This is a genomic window from uncultured Rummeliibacillus sp., from assembly GCF_934216135.1.
Taxonomy (GTDB): domain Bacteria; phylum Bacillota; class Bacilli; order Bacillales_A; family Planococcaceae; genus Rummeliibacillus.
Map to the genome: position 1 here is coordinate 1 of NZ_CAKQBI010000039.1, position 21276 is coordinate 21276.

The window sequence follows — 21276 nt, forward strand, 5'->3', positions numbered from 1 at the left end:
ACGATAGAATCAATCGAGCGCCCCTTTTTGACTTTGTCATACGTCACGGTAAAAGAAGTATGATCATTGATTTCTTCAAGCGGTTTTTTTAATACCCATTTATCAAAATTCCTGAAATCTTGGTATTCATTGATTGTATCGGTCATTTCTCGCAATTCTCGCATTGAAATAGTGGGGTTTCTATATGATTCCACTTGTTCTTCTCTCCGTCCACCCTTATAACTATAATGCTCATATTGGTTATAATTCATCGATAACCAACGATACAAAATAATAGAATACTTGCTATTGAGTTCTGCAAGATCGGATAAAGCATGTTGTGTAAAATTCTGTTTTAAATTGATTAAATAAGGCATAATTTCAGGACTAAATCGGATAGTGACTTCATCATGATAATCGGTCCACTTTACATAGGGAATCGGCACAATGTTTTCAAATTCAAATCCATGTTCTTTTTTTTCTTTAATTTTAAAAAAGGCCTGTTTCTGCATATTCTCAACTGCCAGCTTGAAACGACTATGTTTGTCATTATCAGAAACTTTAAAAAACGAAAAAAGTTCTGCTTTTGACAAATAAACAGTATGATCTTTAGGTGGTTCTTCGGTATCAATGCACGATACGGCTAACTCAAACATTTTGAGTGGAGTTTTATCCATTTTCGCAATGCTGGTAATTAAAGAATTATGCTCCACCACTTTGCGTTTTGATAATTCATTCAAGATTTTCACCTGCTTCTGATTGTGTTCATTTTTTGGTATACTAGACATAGAAATACGCTCCTTTGCGAGTGATTTTAAATACGCATGAAGAAACACTTTTCGTCGAGAGATTCTTCATGCTTTTATTATATCATAATACGTGTAGAAAATAAATACAAATCTACACTTCTAAACAGTATTTTCTACACGTAAGCACAGTATTTTCTACACGTAAACACAGTATTTTCTACACACATTATCCTGTAACCCATTGAAAAACCTAACTTTTTTTTGACGCAAAAGATATAAAAGATTAAAATATATAAGATAAATATATAATAGGCTTCGCCTTTTTTTATTTTTTTCAAAAATTTAAAACCAAAGGTCAAAATCATCCAGTAACGAAAACAGACTGAGCAATTTGTATATTGCTCAGTCTGTTTTTTTAGATAATATTTATAGATCTTCTGTTTTGATTTCATAATAGCCTTCGTAATAATAACTCGCATCAATTCCTTTAAAGAATTGTTCTTTCCCTAGGTCATCTGTTAAAGCTTTTTGAATCAAATATTTTAATTCATTAGTGCTCACTGTACTACGGATCATAGCATTTAAATACTCATCCTTATCAATTTGATTCCAATCTACGATTTTATGCAGTTTACTTTTAAGCATTAAATCCAACCAGATACGAGTGGCACGTCCATTGCCTTCTCTAAACGGATGGGCCACATTCATATCAGAGTACTTATCAATAATTTCATCAAAAGTTTCTTGAGGTAATTTATCAATATACTCGAGTGTTTGCGCTAAAAAAATACGTGGCGCAAATTGAAAATTTCCTTTCGCAATATTGACTTCTCGAATTTTTCCTGCAAAGTCGTAAATATCTTGGAATAAAAAATGATGAATATCAGATAAGCCTCGAAACGTCCCAATTTCCAGTTCATCTAGTTTCCCAGATTCAAACAATTCTTTGGCTCTTTTTTTTGTTAGGAGTTCTTCTTGTTTGGCTAATTCTGCTGAATTTGTTAAACCTAATTTATTATCTAAAACCACGGTATCACCCCATCATCTATTAAATATAAAATGCCCACTTGATTTGTTCTCATTCAGTAGTTTCTACACCTAATATTATACCTAAAGGAGTGAGCGAAAGCCACGCTCACATTTTACTTGCAGCGTTCACTTCGTTCACTCGCTAAAAGAAAAGATCAACCCCTCTTTTAGGGGTTTTCTTGATTGGCTCTAATTGCTCGTATACGCTGTTTTAATTGTTTGACTAGATAAATACGCCTATCTGGCAATCAAACGCCTTACAGGCGGTCAGGGCAAGCCCTAACAACCCTAGGGCGGCGCACTTGACCAGCCGCAACTTACTAATCACTCGCTAATTTCACTATTTTTCGGAAAATCCATCCGAAGAAACCCAAGACAAGCAAACTATACGCAATCATCAGGCTTAACTGAATCGTCTCTTGACCATTAAAGTGTTCATACAAGGACTTCAAACCGAGGGTTTCCCAAAGAGAGGTGGTTAAGGCCTTGAAAAGAACGGCAATTGCGCCAATGTATACGAATAATTCAAGTAACTTTTTCGCTAAGGTTTGCCAACGAACAACGTTTAGCACTTGTTTTTCATACTTTTCAGAGTTTTGGTCCAAAGTCGATAGTTTTTGGGATAGTTGGTTTAACATCTGATAAGTTTCTTTCTGCAAGTCTTGACTCATCTGTAAGTTCTCTCTCATGTCGAAGTTCAGCAAGTCGTGCTCGGTCGCTAATTGCTCGACGGTCTGGGCGATCAGTTCGATCTTCTGGCTGTCCGTCAGCAAGTCGTTCTTTGAATTTGTCGTAGCGTTCTTCATTTGGTTCAAGTTTTCGTGCTTTTTCTCGTCTGTCCAACTCATTTTTAATCACGTCCTTTTCATAATCTGCTCCTAGCTTCGCCCCACGAACCCTTTTATTGCCCTCTAAAAGCTCGTATGTGACGTTTTTTCCTCTATCGTGCACTTTTATACCTTTTTCTTTCAAACACTCTCTAAACGCCTTATATGAGCTTACAGAGGCATCTCGCATTAAGGAATCAATTTCTTGTCTGATTGTATCTTTCCATGGCACCGTTCCTTTTTGCGAGAGTTGTCGTTCCGCCATTGTTCGGCGTTCGACTGCCTGCTTTTTCACGACTTCTAACTTGTGCTCACGTAATAATTCATCGTGAATTTTAGCCACTCGCTCAAAATCGTTGTTATGGTGATACTTTTCACCTGTTTCTAAATTGACCGAATTAATCACGATATGATTATGGATATGGTCTTTATCCGCATGAGTATAGACGGCTACTTGATGATTAGGCGCCATTTTTTCCGCTAGTTCGATGCCTAGTTGATTGATTTTTTTCGCCCCTAGTTTTTGGCTTTCTTCAGGACTAAAGGATTGAATACATAGATGAGCTTGTGTCTTATCGTTTTTAGCATACAGTTCTCTAACCGTCGTCATTTCCTGTTTGGCATTGGTTATTTCACAGTTTAGGCCGTCTTTTTCAACGGCTCTTTTTTCCGCATAAGCGATCGCACGATTACAGCTTGTTGTTCGGGCTAATTTAACTGTTGCCATACTTGTTTCAACTCCTTTTGGACCTGTTCTAAGTTAAAAGCCAATCGGTTTACTTGTTCTTCTGAAATAGTTTCTTTATGCGTGTGACACCATTTGGCAATTTGATTGACATTCCCGCCTAATCGTCCTAAGTGCTTGGCTATTTCTGCTCCTTGTTGGTGATCTAGTTTCGGTTGCTTGATATACCCAAGTTCAAAAAAACTGTTCATGATGTGTTTTGTAAATTTAGGCAACGTCATGTTTAACTGATTTGCCTGTTGTTGCCAGGCTTCTTTTTCTTTTTCAGTCAATCGAAAATTTACTTGCGTGTAGGTTGATTTACTCAAAGTCAAGTCCCCTTTCTTTCTCAAAGTCGGCTATTCGCCGATTTGTTCAATCATTTCGTTTAAGAGTTGTCTGTTCGACAATCTCAAACGAAACAGACAGAGAAAACTCCTTGTTCAGTCGTTTCCCTTTGTCTGTTTTTGTGGCAAAAGTCGCCTACAAAAAAGTTCAAAAGATAGCGACTTAAAATTTCCCTATTCGGTCAATTTTCTTTCGCCTTTCTCTAGTTTCAGTTGTGCGTTATTCGCTCACAACTTCCACAAGAGAAAACGTCAAATTGCTCCCTATTCGGTTACAATTTTCCTCTTAGTTTTGTAATTTCCTTGCTCGCTATTCTCTCACAACTCAATAACAAAACAGGCACCCTCATTATAGCATAATAAGGGTTTGGCAAGCAGTCCAAATGCTAGCACTTTGTGCTACATTTACGCTTGTCGGGGAACTCCCCGAACCCCTAAACTCGTATCAAAAAGTAAGCTGTTCGCTTATTTTTCACTCGTCTTTTTTATAAAATTTCTTTCGATTTTTTATAAAAAAGAGCTAAAAGTTGTTTCACTTTTAGCTCCAAAAAGCACTAACTTTTTTTCAAAAGTTAGCTAAATGCGTGTTGCTTTTTATATAAAAAGCAACACTTAAAGCCTGTCGATTTTCTACTCGAAAACGACACTAAAAACTAATTTCTCCAATCGAATAGCTGCCTCAGTTCATCCAAAGAACTATCAAGAACAGTTAAATAATCTAGCGAACGAAGTTCTCCACTATCTGAAATATAGGCGATTTCTTCCCCATCATAGTAAATTAAAATACTGACTTCATGATGCCATCCGTTTGTATTCGGCATCCGTTTTTGTTCTTCGTACAGTTGTACAGCTAATTTAAACTCATCTGTTCTCATGAGTTCCATTTGTAAGGGATCGTCCACATATTGGGAAAGCCAATCGTCTCTTTGAACGGCAAAACGCAATGTATCGATCTTCATGTAGGGTGTCGCTCCTTTCAATTTTTAATTGAAAATTAGGATGATTCGTTACCTGAAGATATAGGTAAATCCGCTTTAAATTACTAGTAATTTTACTTGTCACTTGTTTTTGTATTGGGTGGCAAGCCAGCTTCCTAAACGGGTTTTTAATTTACGAGTGGGATAAAGTAAGTCATTTAGATCAATCAGATCAACCCCTTCAAATAAAGCGAACGACCCTAACACACCAAATCGTACTGTTTTTGATCCATACACTTCTAGAAATGCTTTCGCAGCCCGAGGCAGATTTTTGTCGAAAGACATGATTTTAAGGATTGTTTCATACCATTTTTTTAGAACTAGCTCCTTTTGGTAGGCACGAATGGCTTCCGCAATCATTCCTTCTTTTGTTTCAAGTGCTTGACTTACTAACTGCTTGTTGGCAGCTTGTAAGCCGTCTTGGAACGAGCAATTCGAACAAAACAAGGGTCGTTAGACTATGCGATTGCATGCGATCAGTTAATGATGCGAGCCGTTTTACCTGAGGATGAACCCATTAAAATTTAAACCCAGAGAAACGTTTACGGCTAATTTAAAACGATTAGCGACTATCGATAAGATCATTGTATCCGAGGTTCGTGAAGCCATTGAAATCTTACTGGAGGGAGAATCCTTACCTGATGACTTTCAAGATCATCCGCTTACTCGAAAAATGAGTGGCTACCGTGAGTTTCACTTTAGAAACACACCAAAAGGCAACGAGCCAAACGAATCATCTGATGTCCTTGTTGTCTATCGAATTGACGAAGTAGCATTAATCTTAATCGGCATCCGATACTAAAAATATCATAATTGAATTATTTTATGACAATTATTTGCAACGATAGGATCGTGAGTTACTATAATGATGGTTTTTCCTTCATCATTAAGTACCTTCAGCAAATCTATAATAGTATCTCGGTTCGTTTCATCCAAAGAGCCTGTTGGTTCATCAGCTAGGATCAGTTTACATGGCTTGATGATTGCACGAGCCAAAGCTACTCGTTGTTGTTCACCACCAGATAGTGAAGCTATTTTTTTATTTAAATACCCTTTTAGATGAAGTTTATCTAGTGTTTGTTCAATTAAAGTTATTTTTTCTTTCTTCGATTTTTTAATATATTTTAATGCGAGTAATAAATTAAAGGATACTGTTTCACTTTCAATCAAAGCAAAATTTTGGAACAAATAACTAATTTCACTGCGAATAATTTTTTGTGTTTTAGACGAATTTGCTTTTAAATTATGTTCACCTTCAAAGAAATAGTCCCCAGTATAATCAGAATCTATTAGACCGAGAATATTTAATAAAGTTGTTTTTCCAGATCCACTAGGACCTGTAATACTAATCATTTCTCCTTGATTAATATTTAAATCTATGTGTTTTAAAATTTCTCTATCTTCTATTTTTTTGGAAACATTATTTAAACGTATTAAGTCCATAATTTATTTCTCCTTCATGGATAAATTTAGTTTTTTCTTTTCATGAGAGAAGGCAAACGCTAACAGAATAATGATATCTAAAATCATATACACTAAAAATACAATTAGAACTATTATTGGAGACATTGTTACAAGTAAAATAGTAATAGGAATTAGATAGATTAGAGTGAAAATATAAATTATATTTTTATATCTATCAAAAAGTTTCCAACCTAAAAACTTCGTGACTGTCAACGTCTCTTTTTTAGTTAAAAATACGATTGATACAACAAATGTCGAAATCAGTATGTTTAATATACCTAATATAAATGACAAAATACTAATATTCTTAATGCCATCTTTTATCGAATCTATATTCGTTGCTTTGATCGAAGATAATGTTGAAAAATTAATCTTTGTTTGATCGTCCAAAGTATTGACGATTTGTGCTAGTTTTTCATTTAAGTTAGATACTTTCTTTATTTTCATTGGATTAGATAATCCTGTATCTGATAAATAAGCTTTCTCTTCGAATAACATATTTTCATCATCGACGAGTACAAAAATTGGATTTTCGAATGAATTTGGTGAATCCATATAAGAAAATGTATTAATAAAAGTATCATAAAATATGATATTTACAGGCAAATCCTGACTACTTATATTTTCTTGGTCTTCGAATGAAAATAGTGATTTATATAGTTCTTTTGTTAAAAGAGTAATTTCTTCCGATTCAGATTCATATTGCTTTGGAATAAAGAAATTTTTTTGAGGGTTATTTTTTATTTGATTTAATTCGTTCTTAAACAATCCAGCATTCTCTAGATATGCCTCATCTACATACATTATTGACATCGAACTTAATTTCTCAAAGTTAGATGTGTTAAATCTTTCAGATGGAGATATTTGTTCACTTCTTACATACTCAGTAGGTGTTACATTCTTTATGTTCGTATATAATTTATAAAAGAAATCAGTTGATTCACTATTTCGTAGTTGCATATTTTCCCATAGCTTATCACTGGGAATGTAATTTTCAATAGTGACATAATTTCCACCCTCTTGTTCCCATGTTTTTTGATAACTTAGTTGTGTAAACATGTCTTTCATATTTAAAGAAATACCTGTTACCATAACACATAGTAAAGATACGATAATTATTTTCATTCCATAACTAACGTATAATCCTAAGTTAAAATTAGAAAAATTTTTCAACATGCTAATGACGGTTATCTTGTTGACAAATAATTGTACAATAAGACTAATTAATACATAAATTAGAATTAATAAAAATTGACCTAGCAATGCATACGAAATGAAATCAAGTGAGATATTTTTTATAAAAAACACAAATAAAATATCCGTTATCACACCTATACTGATTAAAACGAATAATAGAGGTAACACAGACTCTAAAAAAATTGTATGATTTGAAAATCCTAATAGCTTTTTTATTCCAATAAGCTTCAAATTATTAATTGGATTATAGATAGATCCAATTACAATGATTACAAGACATAAACTTATGATGACAGTACTAATAATCAAATTTTGGTTGACTATGCCTACTTTAAAGAATGTACTCGGAGTATTTAAATCGTCCATACTTTGATTGAAAAATTCACTCAAATTGTTCATAATTGCTTCTTTATTTATTTCATGAGTAGAAGTAACCGAATATGTCCCATTAATAGATTTCGTTGAATCTTTGAAGTAATTATTCATACTTTGAATTTCAATTTTTTTAACATTAAAAAATACAGGGATATCTTTATTTGTATAGACCTTATCGTTTTGTTTATCAAAATTAATTGAAGTATTACTAATCTGAAAATTAGGGAAAGTTTCTTTATTTAAAATCACTGATTTTAATACGCTATTATCTGTTATATCTGTTTTTACTATAGATACTTTATATTGCTCTGAAATATTTTGAAAAAATTTTAAAGTTTCTTCGTCTGTTTTATTTGTATTTTTTACATAAAATTTAAATGAGCTATCTGTTATTTCGATATCATTCACACGTTTTATTTCATGTGTACTATATAAATTTAATATAATCAAACTAATACATATCATTGCGATTGCTAAAGAGATACTAAGTATTTTTTTCATTTGAACCTCTTCCTTCCTAAAAAAAACTAGTTGCCGATAAACTTTCGGCAACTAGTTTTTTTAGAATCCATAATAATAATTTAATCCAGTTGGCGGAATTTTTGTTAGAGAACTTCTAGCCTAATTTTCTTTGGAAGCACGTTGTGAATTTGTAACTCCTGTTTCTCCATTTCTTACACTTGCTGTATGAGATCTACTAGGGTGCAAATAATCTGAATAGCCGAAAGTAGCACTCCACCCCACTCCATAATTCAATCTACCAATCTTATATAAATAATAATATTTTTTAAATATCATTGCAATCGTTTTCTTATATTTCTTTACTAGTACTATTGCCAAAAGTCATCTGTTATGTGTAGATAGGATAAATCAAAGTAAATAGGGGCTTAAAATGGGGCTCTCGAACAAAAAAAATAGAATAATAGCTAAAAAGTCAGAAATTTGGCTTCCGTTCTCCCCCATGTTATAATTAGAATGCGAAAAGATAAGATTTGTTGTTACACAACAACACAAAAGCCCAACCTATTGCGAGTAGGTTGGGCTTTTTTGGCACTAGTTGCGACTGCTAGCGTTGTGGGTTAGGTAGCAACTTGCTTTCAATCGTTGTCTTTGTCCTTCTCTTTTAACCAATGAGAAAATAGTTCAGTGACTATGCCAACTAATACTGGCGCAACGATTAACGATAAGATTTGGTAAAACACAACAACACCCCCAATCTGGGGCAAGTTGCCAAAGAAGAGTATACCATAATTTCAGCAACCAAAATGATGGGAAATTGAACGAATAAAATAACAAACCTCTATGCTAAACGGTTGAAAATTTCACAAACTTTTGCTTGAGCGAAAGACTGGTTTCATCGTCTTTGAAAAGGGCAAAATAGGTAGACCACTTGCGATTCACAAAGAAAGCGCCTGGATCGGTTGATCCAGGCGCTACTTCGTTTAATACAGATTATGTTGACTTAGTATTTAAATAACACGTAATCAATAAGATTGATTTTATTTTTAAAATACTATGTTTTATTTAAATCGAGCTTATATTGACTAAAAAAGTATAATTTTTTTATTAAATTGAGTTGTAAAAAAAATACAAAAATGTTAAATTAGCGTAAATTAATTTTTTTGTAATTTTTTTGCAATCAAAAGATCATTTTAAATTAATTTTTGATTGCAAAAATACGTGACTATTGTCGCAGCTATCAAGAACTTCTACATGATCGTGACATTAATGTAATACACCCATTTATCGATGGGATAACATTAGATATAAAGAAAAAGATGTTCAATCAGTGTATGCATTTTGCGAACCAAACTTCTTAAGTATGTAACCGTTTTTATATATTTGCTAAAAATTAGAAGGGAGTTTTTTTATGTTTAAACATATATTGCTAAAATTTAAAAAAAGACGTGTGGACAAATCAGAAGAATTACGAGCAAAAAATTTCAAATTAAGACAACAAGGAAAAGATCCTTTAAAAGGTTGGGGGAAAATGATTAACACTGGGTCGGGTGGATTTAACTCAATGAACAGAGATGGCGCTACTACAAATAATAATTGGAGTAGAGAAATTGATAACAAAGCTTTTTTCATTGAAGAGCAGAAAAACAATAAGGTAGAAGATAAAACAAATCAAAAACATTAGAAATATATTTACAGTAACAAAGCAAGTATCAATACTTGCTTTGTCTGTAATTCCAATTACTTTTTCATTAGTTGATTCACTGACTAATTCTTCGATTTCTAAGTCAAATATTCTATCAACTTTGTTAATTTCGAAACTTAAATTTTGAAGCACTTGTTTACTTCCATAGTCTCCACCATTTTTTCGATTCTATTTTACCAGTCTCTTTTTCTTCTGAGTTAGTACGTTCTTCTAAGATCTTAATTTTCAATTTCAGCTGTGCTAATTCTTCTTGATCATTATTTACCGATGGATCATTTTTACTATTCATCGGCATGTTAAGAGCTCGCAAATCATTAATTTCAGATTTATAGTCCTCAATCATTTTTTTATCTTGTAAGGCTAAACGTTGTTGCTGGTCTAATAGCTTATGAAGCTCTTTTTTTTCTGATTGGAGTTCGGACACTAGATTCCTTAAAAATAAAATCTCTTCATTCCCCTCTGGATTGCCATCAACTGAATTATTCACGTTGTCGTCAACAAAAACTTTTTGTTGACGTTTTTTAGTTGACGTTTTGTTAAAAAAAGCACTCTTAATAACTTTTTGACCATCAACGTCAACGTAAACGGTATTTCCTTTTTTTGACGTAAATTGACGTAAATCTATTGACGATTCTTTTTTTATTTTTTGCCATACAGCTTGCTTTGAAACACCTATTTCATCCGCAATTTCTTTTATGGTTTTTAAATTTTCACTCATGGCTTGCTCCTTTACCTCGAACACTTGCACGTTCTGGTTGGTCAAGGTCTTGTAATTTCACAGTTGGCAAATACTGATCAACTGCCTTTTTAAGATACTTTGCAACGTTCCCTTTTGAATAAGGTTCTTGCTTCTCACGAACGTATGAGAGGTGCTTTTTGACCCCCTCAAGTCCTCGTAATGTTTTGAGTTCGTCATACTTTGGATAAACATTTTTTTGCAAGCCAGCCATAAGTGATGTATCTGTCATTTCATAAGGCGATAAAAGGAAATTTTCAAGCAATAACCTTGTATATCTACTTTCTAACGCTTTACCTGCAAGCGTTTGGTTTGATAATTCTTTTTCGGCTTTCGCTTCCTTGTAGGTCTTGTCCTCTAGCTTGTAACTGTTATCGTCTGCTCGGCGTTTCTTCGTGATATGAAAGACAATAGAATCAATACTTCGTCCTTTTTTGACTTTGTCATAAGACACGTTAAAAGAGGTATGAGCATTGATTTCTTCCAAAGAGTTCTTCAAAACTCGCTTTTCAAAATCATATATTTGTTTATACTCTTTTACTGTATCGGTCATTTCTCGCAATTCTCGTATCGAAATACTGGGGTTACGGTAGGCTTGCACTTGTTCTTCTCTCCGTCCACCCTTATAACTATAATGCTCGTACTGGTTATAATTCATGGATAACCAACGATACAAGATAATAGAATACTTGCTGTTTAATTTTTGTAGTTCTGAAATTTTATATTGTGTAAATTCAGATTTTAAATTAATTAAATAAGGCATAATATGTTCGCTAAATTGTATGGTTACTTCATCATTATAATCATTCCACTTTACATAAGGGATAGGGACAATACTTTCATACTCAATACCTAGTTTTTTATTAGACTTAATTTTAAAATAGGCTTGTTTTTGCATAATCTCAATCGCTTCTTTAAATTGAGTATGCTTGCTGTTAGAACCAACTTCAAAAAAGGCAAAGAGTTCTTCTTTTGAGAGATAAACCGTATTGTTTTTTGGTAAATTCTCCGTATTAATGCAAGATACCGCTAACTCAAACATTTTTAAAGCTGTTTTTTGCATTTTCGCAACACTGGTAATTAATGCATTATTCTCTACTACTTTGCGTTTTTCAAGTTCATTCAAGATTTGCACCTGCTTCTGATTTTGTTCATTTTTTGGTATAATAAACATAAAGATACGCTCCTTTGCGTGTTTTGTAGTTGGCATGAAGAAATTCCGTCCAAAGAATTTTTCTTCATGCTTTTATTATACCATAATTCACTGACTTTTTTATTTTTTTGTCAGTGAATACATCGATTTTTGTCAGTGAATACATCGATTTTTGTCAGTGAATACATCGATTTTTGTCAGTACATTATTCTGTAAACCCTTGAAAACAATGACTTTTTTTTGACGCAAAAGAAGAAAAGATTAAAATATATAAAATAAATATATATAATAGGCTTCGCCTTTTTTATTTTTTTCAAAAATTTAAAATCAAAGGTCAAAATCATCCAAAAAAAGAAACAGACTACTCAAGTTTTAGATTGAGCAGTCTGTTTTTTTAGATAATATTTATAGATCTTCTGTTTTGATTTCATAATAGCCTTCGTAATAATAACTCGCATCAATTCCTTTAAAGAATTGTTCTTTCCCTAGGTCATCTGTTAAAGCTTTTTGAATCAAATATTTTAATTCATTAGTGCTCACTGTACTACGGATCATAGCATTTAAATACTCATCCTTATCAATTTGATTCCAATCTACGATTTTATGCAGTTTACTTTTAAGCATTAAATCCAACCAGATACGAGTGGCACGTCCATTGCCTTCTCTAAACGGATGGGCCACATTCATATCAGAGTACTTATCAATAATTTCATCAAAAGTTTCTTGAGGTAATTTATCAATATACTCGAGTGTTTGCGCTAAAAAAATACGTGGCGCAAATTGAAAATTTCCTTTCGCAATATTGACTTCTCGAATTTTTCCTGCAAAGTCGTAAATATCTTGGAATAAAAAATGATGAATATCAGATAAGCCTCGAAACGTCCCAATTTCCAGTTCATCTAGTTTCCCAGATTCAAACAATTCTTTGGCTCTTTTTTTTGTTAGGAGTTCTTCTTGTTTGGCTAATTCTGCTGAATTTGTTAAACCTAATTTATTATCTAAAACCACGGTATCACCCCATCATCTATTAAATATAAAATGCCCACTTGATTTGTTCTCATTCAGTAGTTTCTACACCTAATATTATACCTAAAGGAGTGAGCGAAAGCCACGCTCACATTTTACTTGCAGCGTTCACTTCGTTCACTCGCTAAAAGAAAAGATCAACCCCTCTTTTAGGGGTTTTCTTGATTGGCTCTAATTGCTCGTATACGCTGTTTTAATTGTTTGACTAGATAAATACGCCTATCTGGCAATCAAACGCCTTACAGGCGGTCAGGGCAAGCCCTAACAACCCTAGGGCGGCGCACTTGACCAGCCGCAACTTACTAATCACTCGCTAATTTCACTATTTTTCGGAAAATCCATCCGAAGAAACCCAAGACAAGCAAACTATACGCAATCATCAGGCTTAACTGAATCGTCTCTTGACCATTAAAGTGTTCATACAAGGACTTCAAACCGAGGGTTTCCCAAAGAGAGGTGGTTAAGGCCTTGAAAAGAACGGCAATTGCGCCAATGTATACGAATAATTCAAGTAACTTTTTCGCTAAGGTTTGCCAACGAACAACGTTTAGCACTTGTTTTTCATACTTTTCAGAGTTTTGGTCCAAAGTCGATAGTTTTTGGGATAGTTGGTTTAACATCTGATAAGTTTCTTTCTGCAAGTCTTGACTCATCTGTAAGTTCTCTCTCATGTCGAAGTTCAGCAAGTCGTGCTCGGTCGCTAATTGCTCGACGGTCTGGGCGATCAGTTCGATCTTCTGGCTGTCCGTCAGCAAGTCGTTCTTTGAATTTGTCGTAGCGTTCTTCATTTGGTTCAAGTTTTCGTGCTTTTTCTCGTCTGTCCAACTCATTTTTAATCACGTCCTTTTCATAATCTGCTCCTAGCTTCGCCCCACGAACCCTTTTATTGCCCTCTAAAAGCTCGTATGTGACGTTTTTTCCTCTATCGTGCACTTTTATACCTTTTTCTTTCAAACACTCTCTAAACGCCTTATATGAGCTTACAGAGGCATCTCGCATTAAGGAATCAATTTCTTGTCTGATTGTATCTTTCCATGGCACCGTTCCTTTTTGCGAGAGTTGTCGTTCCGCCATTGTTCGGCGTTCGACTGCCTGCTTTTTCACGACTTCTAACTTGTGCTCACGTAATAATTCATCGTGAATTTTAGCCACTCGCTCAAAATCGTTGTTATGGTGATACTTTTCACCTGTTTCTAAATTGACCGAATTAATCACGATATGATTATGGATATGGTCTTTATCCGCATGAGTATAGACGGCTACTTGATGATTAGGCGCCATTTTTTCCGCTAGTTCGATGCCTAGTTGATTGATTTTTTTCGCCCCTAGTTTTTGGCTTTCTTCAGGACTAAAGGATTGAATACATAGATGAGCTTGTGTCTTATCGTTTTTAGCATACAGTTCTCTAACCGTCGTCATTTCCTGTTTGGCATTGGTTATTTCACAGTTTAGGCCGTCTTTTTCAACGGCTCTTTTTTCCGCATAAGCGATCGCACGATTACAGCTTGTTGTTCGGGCTAATTTAACTGTTGCCATACTTGTTTCAACTCCTTTTGGACCTGTTCTAAGTTAAAAGCCAATCGGTTTACTTGTTCTTCTGAAATAGTTTCTTTATGCGTGTGACACCATTTGGCAATTTGATTGACATTCCCGCCTAATCGTCCTAAGTGCTTGGCTATTTCTGCTCCTTGTTGGTGATCTAGTTTCGGTTGCTTGATATACCCAAGTTCAAAAAAACTGTTCATGATGTGTTTTGTAAATTTAGGCAACGTCATGTTTAACTGATTTGCCTGTTGTTGCCAGGCTTCTTTTTCTTTTTCAGTCAATCGAAAATTTACTTGCGTGTAGGTTGATTTACTCAAAGTCAAGTCCCCTTTCTTTCTCAAAGTCGGCTATTCGCCGATTTGTTCAATCATTTCGTTTAAGAGTTGTCTGTTCGACAATCTCAAACGAAACAGACAGAGAAAACTCCTTGTTCAGTCGTTTCCCTTTGTCTGTTTTTGTGGCAAAAGTCGCCTACAAAAAAGTTCAAAAGATAGCGACTTAAAATTTCCCTATTCGGTCAATTTTCTTTCGCCTTTCTCTAGTTTCAGTTGTGCGTTATTCGCTCACAACTTCCACAAGAGAAAACGTCAAATTGCTCCCTATTCGGTTACAATTTTCCTCTTAGTTTTGTAATTTCCTTGCTCGCTATTCTCTCACAACTCAATAACAAAACAGGCACCCTCATTATAGCATAATAAGGGTTTGGCAAGCAGTCCAAATGCTAGCACTTTGTGCTACATTTACGCTTGTCGGGGAACTCCCCGAACCCCTAAACTCGTATCAAAAAGTAAGCTGTTCGCTTATTTTTCACTCGTCTTTTTTATAAAATTTCTTTCGATTTTTTATAAAAAAGAGCTAAAAGTTGTTTCACTTTTAGCTCCAAAAAGCACTAACTTTTTTTCAAAAGTTAGCTAAATGCGTGTTGCTTTTTATATAAAAAGCAACACTTAAAGCCTGTCGATTTTCTACTCGAAAACGACACTAAAAACTAATTTCTCCAATCGAATAGCTGCCTCAGTTCATCCAAAGAACTATCAAGAACAGTTAAATAATCTAGCGAACGAAGTTCTCCACTATCTGAAATATAGGCGATTTCTTCCCCATCATAGTAAATTAAAATACTGACTTCATGATGCCATCCGTTTGTATTCGGCATCCGTTTTTGTTCTTCGTACAGTTGTACAGCTAATTTAAACTCATCTGTTCTCATGAGTTCCATTTGTAAGGGATCGTCCACATATTGGGAAAGCCAATCGTCTCTTTGAACGGCAAAACGCAATGTATCGATCTTCATGTAGGGTGTCGCTCCTTTCAATTTTTAATTGAAAATTAGGATGATTCGTTACCTGAAGATATAGGTAAATCCGCTTTAAATTACTAGTAATTTTACTTGTCACTTGTTTTTGTATTGGGTGGCAAGCCAGCTTCCTAAACGGGTTTTTAATTTACGAGTGGGATAAAGTAAGTCATTTAGATCAATCAGATCAACCCCTTCAAATAAAGCGAACGACCCTAACACACCAAATCGTACTGTTTTTGATCCATACACTTCTAGAAATGCTTTCGCAGCCCGAGGCAGATTTTTGTCGAAAGACATGATTTTAAGGATTGTTTCATACCATTTTTTTAGAACTAGCTCCTTTTGGTAGGCACGAATGGCTTCCGCAATCATTCCTTCTTTTGTTTCAAGTGCTTGACTTACTAACTGCTTGTTGGCAGCTTGTAAGCCGTCTTGGAACGAGCAATTCGAACAAAACAAGGGTCGTTAGACTATGCGATTGCATGCGATCAGTTAATGATGCGAGCCGTTTTACCTGAGGATGAACCCATTAAAATTTAAACCCAGAGAAACGTTTACGGCTAATTTAAAACGATTAGCGACTATCGATAAGATCATTGTATCCGAGGTTCGTGAAGCCATTGAAATCTTACTGGAGGGAGAATCCTTACCTGATGACTTTCAAGATCATCCGCTTACTCGAAAAATGAGTGGCTACCGTGAGTTTCACTTTAGAAACACACCAAAAGGCAACGAGCCAAACGAATCATCTGATGTCCTTGTTGTCTATCGAATTGACGAAGTAGCATTAATCTTAATCGGCATCCGATACTAAAAATATCATAATTGAATTATTTTATGACAATTATTTGCAACGATAGGATCGTGAGTTACTATAATGATGGTTTTTCCTTCATCATTAAGTACCTTCAGCAAATCTATAATAGTATCTCGGTTCGTTTCATCCAAAGAGCCTGTTGGTTCATCAGCTAGGATCAGTTTACATGGCTTGATGATTGCACGAGCCAAAGCTACTCGTTGTTGTTCACCACCAGATAGTGAAGCTATTTTTTTATTTAAATACCCTTTTAGATGAAGTTTATCTAGTGTTTGTTCAATTAAAGTTATTTTTTCTTTCTTCGATTTTTTAATATATTTTAATGCGAGTAATAAATTAAAGGATACTGTTTCACTTTCAATCAAAGCAAAATTTTGGAACAAATAACTAATTTCACTGCGAATAATTTTTTGTGTTTTAGACGAATTTGCTTTTAAATTATGTTCACCTTCAAAGAAATAGTCCCCAGTATAATCAGAATCTATTAGACCGAGAATATTTAATAAAGTTGTTTTTCCAGATCCACTAGGACCTGTAATACTAATCATTTCTCCTTGATTAATATTTAAATCTATGTGTTTTAAAATTTCTCTATCTTCTATTTTTTTGGAAACATTATTTAAACGTATTAAGTCCATAATTTATTTCTCCTTCATGGATAAATTTAGTTTTTTCTTTTCATGAGAGAAGGCAAACGCTAACAGAATAATGATATCTAAAATCATATACACTAAAAATACAATTAGAACTATTATTGGAGACATTGTTACAAGTAAAATAGTAATAGGAATTAGATAGATTAGAGTGAAAATATAAATTATATTTTTATATCTATCAAAAAGTTTCCAACCTAAAAACTTCGTGACTGTCAACGTCTCTTTTTTAGTTAAAAATACGATTGATACAACAAATGTCGAAATCAGTATGTTTAATATACCTAATATAAATGACAAAATACTAATATTCTTAATGCCATCTTTTATCGAATCTATATTCGTTGCTTTGATCGAAGATAATGTTGAAAAATTAATCTTTGTTTGATCGTCCAAAGTATTGACGATTTGTGCTAGTTTTTCATTTAAGTTAGATACTTTCTTTATTTTCATTGGATTAGATAATCCTGTATCTGATAAATAAGCTTTCTCTTCGAATAACATATTTTCATCATCGACGAGTACAAAAATTGGATTTTCGAATGAATTTGGTGAATCCATATAAGAAAATGTATTAATAAAAGTATCATAAAATATGATATTTACAGGCAAATCCTGACTACTTATATTTTCTTGGTCTTCGAATGAAAATAGTGATTTATATAGTTCTTTTGTTAAAAGAGTAATTTCTTCCGATTCAGATTCATATTGCTTTGGAATAAAGAAATTTTTTTGAGGGTTATTTTTTATTTGATTTAATTCGTTCTTAAACAATCCAGCATTCTCTAGATATGCCTCATCTACATACATTATTGACATCGAACTTAATTTCTCAAAGTTAGATGTGTTAAATCTTTCAGATGGAGATATTTGTTCACTTCTTACATACTCAGTAGGTGTTACATTCTTTATGTTCGTATATAATTTATAAAAGAAATCAGTTGATTCACTATTTCGTAGTTGCATATTTTCCCATAGCTTATCACTGGGAATGTAATTTTCAATAGTGACATAATTTCCACCCTCTTGTTCCCATGTTTTTTGATAACTTAGTTGTGTAAACATGTCTTTCATATTTAAAGAAATACCTGTTACCATAACACATAGTAAAGATACGATAATTATTTTCATTCCATAACTAACGTATAATCCTAAGTTAAAATTAGAAAAATTTTTCAACATGCTAATGACGGTTATCTTGTTGACAAATAATTGTACAATAAGACTAATTAATACATAAATTAGAATTAATAAAAATTGACCTAGCAATGCATACGAAATGAAATCAAGTGAGATATTTTTTATAAAAAACACAAATAAAATATCCGTTATCACACCTATACTGATTAAAACGAATAATAGAGGTAACACAGACTCTAAAAAAATTGTATGATTTGAAAATCCTAATAGCTTTTTTATTCCAATAAGCTTCAAATTATTAATTGGATTATAGATAGATCCAATTACAATGATTACAAGACATAAACTTATGATGACAGTACTAATAATCAAATTTTGGTTGACTATGCCTACTTTAAAGAATGTACTCGGAGTATTTAAATCGTCCATACTTTGATTGAAAAATTCACTCAAATTGTTCATAATTGCTTCTTTATTTATTTCATGAGTAGAAGTAACCGAATATGTCCCATTAATAGATTTCGTTGAATCTTTGAAGTAATTATTCATACTTTGAATTTCAATTTTTTTAACATTAAAAAATACAGGGATATCTTTATTTGTATAGACCTTATCGTTTTGTTTATCAAAATTAATTGAAGTATTACTAATCTGAAAATTAGGGAAAGTTTCTTTATTTAAAATCACTGATTTTAATACGCTATTATCTGTTATATCTGTTTTTACTATAGATACTTTATATTGCTCTGAAATATTTTGAAAAAATTTTAAAGTTTCTTCGTCTGTTTTATTTGTATTTTTTACATAAAATTTAAATGAGCTATCTGTTATTTCGATATCATTCACACGTTTTATTTCATGTGTACTATATAAATTTAATATAATCAAACTAATACATATCATTGCGATTGCTAAAGAGATACTAAGTATTTTTTTCATTTGAACCTCTTCCTTCCTAAAAAAAACTAGTTGCCGATAAACTTTCGGCAACTAGTTTTTTTAGAATCCATAATAATAATTTAATCCAGTTGGCGGAATTTTTGTTAGAGAACTTCTAGCCTAATTTTCTTTGGAAGCACGTTGTGAATTTGTAACTCCTGTTTCTCCATTTCTTACACTTGCTGTATGAGATCTACTAGGGTGCAAATAATCTGAATAGCCGAAAGTAGCACTCCACCCCACTCCATAATTCAATCTACCAATCTTATATAAATAATAATATTTTTTAAATATCATTGCAATCGTTTTCTTATATTTCTTTACTAGTACTATTGCCAAAAGTCATCTGTTATGTGTAGATAGGATAAATCAAAGTAAATAGGGGCTTAAAATGGGGCTCTCGAACAAAAAAAATAGAATAATAGCTAAAAAGTCAGAAATTTGGCTTCCGTTCTCCCCCATGTTATAATTAGAATGCGAAAAGATAAGATTTGTTGTTACACAACAACACAAAAGCCCAACCTATTGCGAGTAGGTTGGGCTTTTTTGGCACTAGTTGCGACTGCTAGCGTTGTGGGTTAGGTAGCAACTTGCTTTCAATCGTTGTCTTTGTCCTTCTCTTTTAACCAATGAGAAAATAGTTCAGTGACTATGCCAACTAATACTGGCGCAACGATTAACGATAAGATTTGGTAAAACACAACAACACCCCCAATCTGGGGCAAGTTGCCAAAGAAGAGTATACCATAATTTCAGCAACCAAAATGATGGGAAATTGAACGAATAAAATAACAAACCTCTATGCTAAACGGTTGAAAATTTCACAAACTTTTGCTTGAGCGAAAGACTGGTTTCATCGTCTTTGAAAAGGGCAAAATAGGTAGACCACTTGCGATTCACAAAGAAAGCGCCTGGATCGGTTGATCCAGGCGCTACTTCGTTTAATACAGATTATGTTGACTTAGTATTTAAATAACACGTAATCAATAAGATTGATTTTATTTTTAAAATACTATGTTTTATTTAAATCGAGCTTATATTGACTAAAAAAGTATAATTTTTTTATTAAATTGAGTTGTAAAAAAAATACAAAAATGTTAAATTAGCGTAAATTAATTTTTTTGTAATTTTTTTGCAATCAAAAGATCATTTTAAATTAATTTTTGATTGCAAAAATACGTGACTATTGTCGCAGCTATCAAGAACTTCTACATGATCGTGACATTAATGTAATACACCCATTTATCGATGGGATAACATTAGATATAAAGAAAAAGATGTTCAATCAGTGTATGCATTTTGCGAACCAAACTTCTTAAGTATGTAACCGTTTTTATATATTTGCTAAAAATTAGAAGGGAGTTTTTTTATGTTTAAACATATATTGCTAAAATTTAAAAAAAGACGTGTGGACAAATCAGAAGAATTACGAGCAAAAAATTTCAAATTAAGACAACAAGGAAAAGATCCTTTAAAAGGTTGGGGGAAAATGATTAACACTGGGTCGGGTGGATTTAACTCAATGAACAGAGATGGCGCTACTACAAATAATAATTGGAGTAGAGAAATTGATAACAAAGCTTTTTTCATTGAAGAGCAGAAAAACAATAAGGTAGAAGATAAAACAAATCAAAAACATTAGAAATATATTTACAGTAACAAAGCAAGTATCAATACTTGCTTTGTCTGTAATTCCAATTACTTTTTCATTAGTTGATTCACTGACTAATTCTTCGATTTCTAAGTCAAATATTCTATCAACTTTGTTAATTTCGAAACTTAAATTTTGAAGCACTTGTTTACTTCCATAGTCTCCACCATTTTTTCGATTCTATTTTACCAGTCTCTTTTTCTTCTGAGTTAGTACGTTCTTCTAAGATCTTAATTTTCAATTTCAGCTGTGCTAATTCTTCTTGATCATTATTTACCGATGGATCATTTTTACTATTCATCGGCATGTTAAGAGCTCGCAAATCATTAATTTCAGATTTATAGTCCTCAATCATTTTTTTATCTTGTAAGGCTAAACGTTGTTGCTGGTCTAATAGCTTATGAAGCTCTTTTTTTTCTGATTGGAGTTCGGACACTAGATTCCTTAAAAATAAAATCTCTTCATTCCCCTCTGGATTGCCATC

The 21276-nt window shown here is 33.1% G+C and carries 27 protein-coding genes and 1 pseudogene; 4 read left to right on the forward strand and 24 right to left on the reverse strand.

The window, feature by feature from the left end:
• The 7 genes from Q0977_RS16120 to Q0977_RS16150 all read right to left on the reverse strand — a co-directional run.
• Positions 1 to 767: replication initiation protein (locus tag Q0977_RS16120; RefSeq protein ID WP_299515774.1), on the reverse strand; the 767-nt coding region annotated here is incomplete at its 3' end.
• Between the two features lie 387 nt (positions 768 to 1154).
• Positions 1155 to 1757 carry a protein adenylyltransferase Fic gene (fic, locus tag Q0977_RS16125; RefSeq protein WP_299515776.1) on the reverse strand — a complete coding sequence of 201 codons (603 nt, stop codon included), beginning with the start codon at positions 1755 to 1757 and terminating at the stop codon, positions 1155 to 1157.
• Positions 1758 to 2077: 320 nt separating this feature from the next.
• A complete protein-coding gene (locus Q0977_RS16130) occupies positions 2078 to 2428 on the reverse strand; it encodes a hypothetical protein (protein WP_299515778.1) in 351 nt (116 codons plus the stop codon).
• Positions 2346 to 3311 carry a relaxase/mobilization nuclease domain-containing protein gene (locus tag Q0977_RS16135; protein WP_299515780.1) on the reverse strand — a complete coding sequence of 322 codons (966 nt, stop codon included), beginning with the start codon at positions 3309 to 3311 and terminating at the stop codon, positions 2346 to 2348. The genes Q0977_RS16130 and Q0977_RS16135 overlap by 83 nt, the downstream gene beginning before the upstream one ends.
• Positions 3293 to 3637 carry a plasmid mobilization protein gene (mobC, locus tag Q0977_RS16140; RefSeq protein ID WP_141323656.1) on the reverse strand — a complete coding sequence of 115 codons (345 nt, stop codon included), beginning with the start codon at positions 3635 to 3637 and terminating at the stop codon, positions 3293 to 3295. Before mobC (Q0977_RS16140) ends, Q0977_RS16135 begins: the two co-directional genes overlap by 19 nt.
• A 671-nt stretch (positions 3638 to 4308) precedes the next feature.
• Positions 4309 to 4614 carry a hypothetical protein gene (locus tag Q0977_RS16145; protein ID WP_299515786.1) on the reverse strand — a complete coding sequence of 102 codons (306 nt, stop codon included), beginning with the start codon at positions 4612 to 4614 and terminating at the stop codon, positions 4309 to 4311.
• Positions 4615 to 4713: 99 nt separating this feature from the next.
• A complete protein-coding gene (locus Q0977_RS16150; RefSeq protein ID WP_299515788.1) occupies positions 4714 to 5079 on the reverse strand; it encodes a hypothetical protein in 366 nt (121 codons plus the stop codon).
• Positions 5080 to 5140: 61 nt separating this feature from the next.
• Between Q0977_RS16150 and Q0977_RS16155 the strand changes: the two genes are divergently transcribed.
• The gene (locus tag Q0977_RS16155) at positions 5141 to 5434 is read left to right on the forward strand and encodes a type II toxin-antitoxin system YafQ family toxin (protein WP_141323662.1); all 294 of its coding nucleotides are present in this window, start codon (positions 5141 to 5143) and stop codon (positions 5432 to 5434) included.
• A 5-nt stretch (positions 5435 to 5439) separates the two neighbouring features.
• Here Q0977_RS16155 and Q0977_RS16160 read toward each other — a convergent pair whose 3' ends face one another.
• From Q0977_RS16160 to Q0977_RS16175, 4 genes are all read right to left on the reverse strand, one after another.
• A complete protein-coding gene (locus Q0977_RS16160; protein WP_299515819.1) occupies positions 5440 to 6075 on the reverse strand; it encodes a putative bacteriocin export ABC transporter in 636 nt (211 codons plus the stop codon).
• A 3-nt stretch (positions 6076 to 6078) separates the two neighbouring features.
• Complete coding sequence (locus tag Q0977_RS16165) at positions 6079 to 8169, reverse strand: hypothetical protein (RefSeq protein ID WP_141323666.1); 2091 nt, start codon at positions 8167 to 8169, stop codon at positions 6079 to 6081.
• 120 nt (positions 8170 to 8289) lie between these two features.
• Entirely contained in the window at positions 8290 to 8508 is a 219-nt protein-coding gene (locus Q0977_RS16170) for a lactococcin 972 family bacteriocin (protein ID WP_299515834.1), read from the reverse strand.
• A 257-nt stretch (positions 8509 to 8765) separates the two neighbouring features.
• Entirely contained in the window at positions 8766 to 8870 is a 105-nt protein-coding gene (locus Q0977_RS16175) for a type I toxin-antitoxin system Fst family toxin (protein ID WP_141323668.1), read from the reverse strand.
• 668 nt (positions 8871 to 9538) lie between these two features.
• On the opposite strand from Q0977_RS16175, the gene Q0977_RS16180 reads away from it, so the two are divergent.
• Entirely contained in the window at positions 9539 to 9811 is a 273-nt protein-coding gene (locus Q0977_RS16180) for a hypothetical protein (protein WP_299515837.1), read from the forward strand.
• A gap of 157 nt (positions 9812 to 9968) precedes the next feature.
• Here Q0977_RS16180 and Q0977_RS16185 read toward each other — a convergent pair whose 3' ends face one another.
• The 8 genes from Q0977_RS16185 to Q0977_RS16220 form a co-directional block, all read right to left on the reverse strand.
• On the reverse strand, positions 9969 to 10550 hold the full coding sequence (locus Q0977_RS16185) for a RepB-like protein (protein ID WP_299515839.1): 582 nt from the start codon (positions 10548 to 10550) through the stop codon (positions 9969 to 9971).
• Positions 10543 to 11778: a RepB family plasmid replication initiator protein gene (locus tag Q0977_RS16190; RefSeq protein ID WP_299515841.1), complete on the reverse strand. Its 1236-nt coding sequence runs from the start codon at positions 11776 to 11778 to the stop codon at positions 10543 to 10545. Before Q0977_RS16190 ends, Q0977_RS16185 begins: the two co-directional genes overlap by 8 nt.
• Before the next feature lie 348 nt (positions 11779 to 12126).
• Positions 12127 to 12729 carry a protein adenylyltransferase Fic gene (gene fic, locus Q0977_RS16195; protein ID WP_299515776.1) on the reverse strand — a complete coding sequence of 201 codons (603 nt, stop codon included), beginning with the start codon at positions 12727 to 12729 and terminating at the stop codon, positions 12127 to 12129.
• Between the two features lie 320 nt (positions 12730 to 13049).
• Entirely contained in the window at positions 13050 to 13400 is a 351-nt protein-coding gene (locus Q0977_RS16200; protein WP_299515778.1) for a hypothetical protein, read from the reverse strand.
• Positions 13318 to 14283, reverse strand: coding sequence for a relaxase/mobilization nuclease domain-containing protein (locus Q0977_RS16205; protein WP_299515780.1), 966 nt, complete (start codon positions 14281 to 14283; stop codon positions 13318 to 13320). The genes Q0977_RS16200 and Q0977_RS16205 overlap by 83 nt, the downstream gene beginning before the upstream one ends.
• Entirely contained in the window at positions 14265 to 14609 is a 345-nt protein-coding gene (gene mobC, locus Q0977_RS16210; RefSeq protein ID WP_141323656.1) for a plasmid mobilization protein, read from the reverse strand. The genes Q0977_RS16205 and mobC (Q0977_RS16210) overlap by 19 nt, the downstream gene beginning before the upstream one ends.
• 671 nt (positions 14610 to 15280) lie before the next feature.
• Entirely contained in the window at positions 15281 to 15586 is a 306-nt protein-coding gene (locus tag Q0977_RS16215) for a hypothetical protein (protein ID WP_299515786.1), read from the reverse strand.
• A 99-nt stretch (positions 15587 to 15685) separates the two neighbouring features.
• A complete protein-coding gene (locus tag Q0977_RS16220; RefSeq protein ID WP_299515788.1) occupies positions 15686 to 16051 on the reverse strand; it encodes a hypothetical protein in 366 nt (121 codons plus the stop codon).
• 61 nt (positions 16052 to 16112) lie between these two features.
• Between Q0977_RS16220 and Q0977_RS16225 the strand changes: the two genes are divergently transcribed.
• Positions 16113 to 16406 carry a type II toxin-antitoxin system YafQ family toxin gene (locus Q0977_RS16225; protein WP_141323662.1) on the forward strand — a complete coding sequence of 98 codons (294 nt, stop codon included), beginning with the start codon at positions 16113 to 16115 and terminating at the stop codon, positions 16404 to 16406.
• Positions 16407 to 16411: 5 nt separating this feature from the next.
• Here Q0977_RS16225 and Q0977_RS16230 read toward each other — a convergent pair whose 3' ends face one another.
• The 4 genes from Q0977_RS16230 to Q0977_RS16245 all read right to left on the reverse strand — a co-directional run bounded on the left by Q0977_RS16230 (position 16412) and on the right by Q0977_RS16245 (position 19842).
• A complete protein-coding gene (locus tag Q0977_RS16230) occupies positions 16412 to 17047 on the reverse strand; it encodes a putative bacteriocin export ABC transporter (protein ID WP_299515819.1) in 636 nt (211 codons plus the stop codon).
• Positions 17048 to 17050: 3 nt separating this feature from the next.
• Positions 17051 to 19141, reverse strand: a complete 2091-nt coding sequence (locus Q0977_RS16235; protein WP_141323666.1) for a hypothetical protein — start codon at positions 19139 to 19141, stop codon at positions 17051 to 17053.
• A gap of 120 nt (positions 19142 to 19261) precedes the next feature.
• Entirely contained in the window at positions 19262 to 19480 is a 219-nt protein-coding gene (locus Q0977_RS16240; RefSeq protein ID WP_299515834.1) for a lactococcin 972 family bacteriocin, read from the reverse strand.
• A gap of 257 nt (positions 19481 to 19737) precedes the next feature.
• Positions 19738 to 19842: a type I toxin-antitoxin system Fst family toxin gene (locus Q0977_RS16245; RefSeq protein ID WP_141323668.1), complete on the reverse strand. Its 105-nt coding sequence runs from the start codon at positions 19840 to 19842 to the stop codon at positions 19738 to 19740.
• A gap of 668 nt (positions 19843 to 20510) precedes the next feature.
• Between Q0977_RS16245 and Q0977_RS16250 the strand changes: the two genes are divergently transcribed.
• Positions 20511 to 20783, forward strand: a complete 273-nt coding sequence (locus Q0977_RS16250) for a hypothetical protein (protein ID WP_299515837.1) — start codon at positions 20511 to 20513, stop codon at positions 20781 to 20783.
• Between the two features lie 157 nt (positions 20784 to 20940).
• Here Q0977_RS16250 and Q0977_RS16255 read toward each other — a convergent pair.
• A pseudogene (locus Q0977_RS16255) lies at positions 20941 to 21276 on the reverse strand (hypothetical protein); the annotation flags it as partial.

Bases quoted from the DNA above. Each gene is read 5' to 3' on its own strand.
- Q0977_RS16155 (WP_141323662.1), top strand. From the start codon at position 5,141: ATGAACCCATTAAAATTTAAACCCAGAGAAACGTTTACGGCTAATTTA.
- Q0977_RS16230 (WP_299515819.1), bottom strand. From the start codon at position 17,047: ATGGACTTAATACGTTTAAATAATGTTTCCAAAAAAATAGAAGATAGA.
- Q0977_RS16160 (WP_299515819.1), bottom strand. From the start codon at position 6,075: ATGGACTTAATACGTTTAAATAATGTTTCCAAAAAAATAGAAGATAGA.
- Q0977_RS16145 (WP_299515786.1), bottom strand. From the start codon at position 4,614: ATGAAGATCGATACATTGCGTTTTGCCGTTCAAAGAGACGATTGGCTT.
- Q0977_RS16185 (WP_299515839.1), bottom strand. From the start codon at position 10,550: ATGAGTGAAAATTTAAAAACCATAAAAGAAATTGCGGATGAAATAGGT.
- Q0977_RS16215 (WP_299515786.1), bottom strand. From the start codon at position 15,586: ATGAAGATCGATACATTGCGTTTTGCCGTTCAAAGAGACGATTGGCTT.
- Q0977_RS16235 (WP_141323666.1), bottom strand. From the start codon at position 19,141: ATGAAAAAAATACTTAGTATCTCTTTAGCAATCGCAATGATATGTATT.
- Q0977_RS16250 (WP_299515837.1), top strand. From the start codon at position 20,511: ATGTTTAAACATATATTGCTAAAATTTAAAAAAAGACGTGTGGACAAA.
- Q0977_RS16225 (WP_141323662.1), top strand. From the start codon at position 16,113: ATGAACCCATTAAAATTTAAACCCAGAGAAACGTTTACGGCTAATTTA.
- Q0977_RS16180 (WP_299515837.1), top strand. From the start codon at position 9,539: ATGTTTAAACATATATTGCTAAAATTTAAAAAAAGACGTGTGGACAAA.
- Q0977_RS16205 (WP_299515780.1), bottom strand. From the start codon at position 14,283: ATGGCAACAGTTAAATTAGCCCGAACAACAAGCTGTAATCGTGCGATC.
- Q0977_RS16200 (WP_299515778.1), bottom strand. From the start codon at position 13,400: ATGAGTCAAGACTTGCAGAAAGAAACTTATCAGATGTTAAACCAACTA.
- Q0977_RS16130 (WP_299515778.1), bottom strand. From the start codon at position 2,428: ATGAGTCAAGACTTGCAGAAAGAAACTTATCAGATGTTAAACCAACTA.
- Q0977_RS16135 (WP_299515780.1), bottom strand. From the start codon at position 3,311: ATGGCAACAGTTAAATTAGCCCGAACAACAAGCTGTAATCGTGCGATC.
- Q0977_RS16190 (WP_299515841.1), bottom strand. From the start codon at position 11,778: ATGCCAACTACAAAACACGCAAAGGAGCGTATCTTTATGTTTATTATA.
- Q0977_RS16165 (WP_141323666.1), bottom strand. From the start codon at position 8,169: ATGAAAAAAATACTTAGTATCTCTTTAGCAATCGCAATGATATGTATT.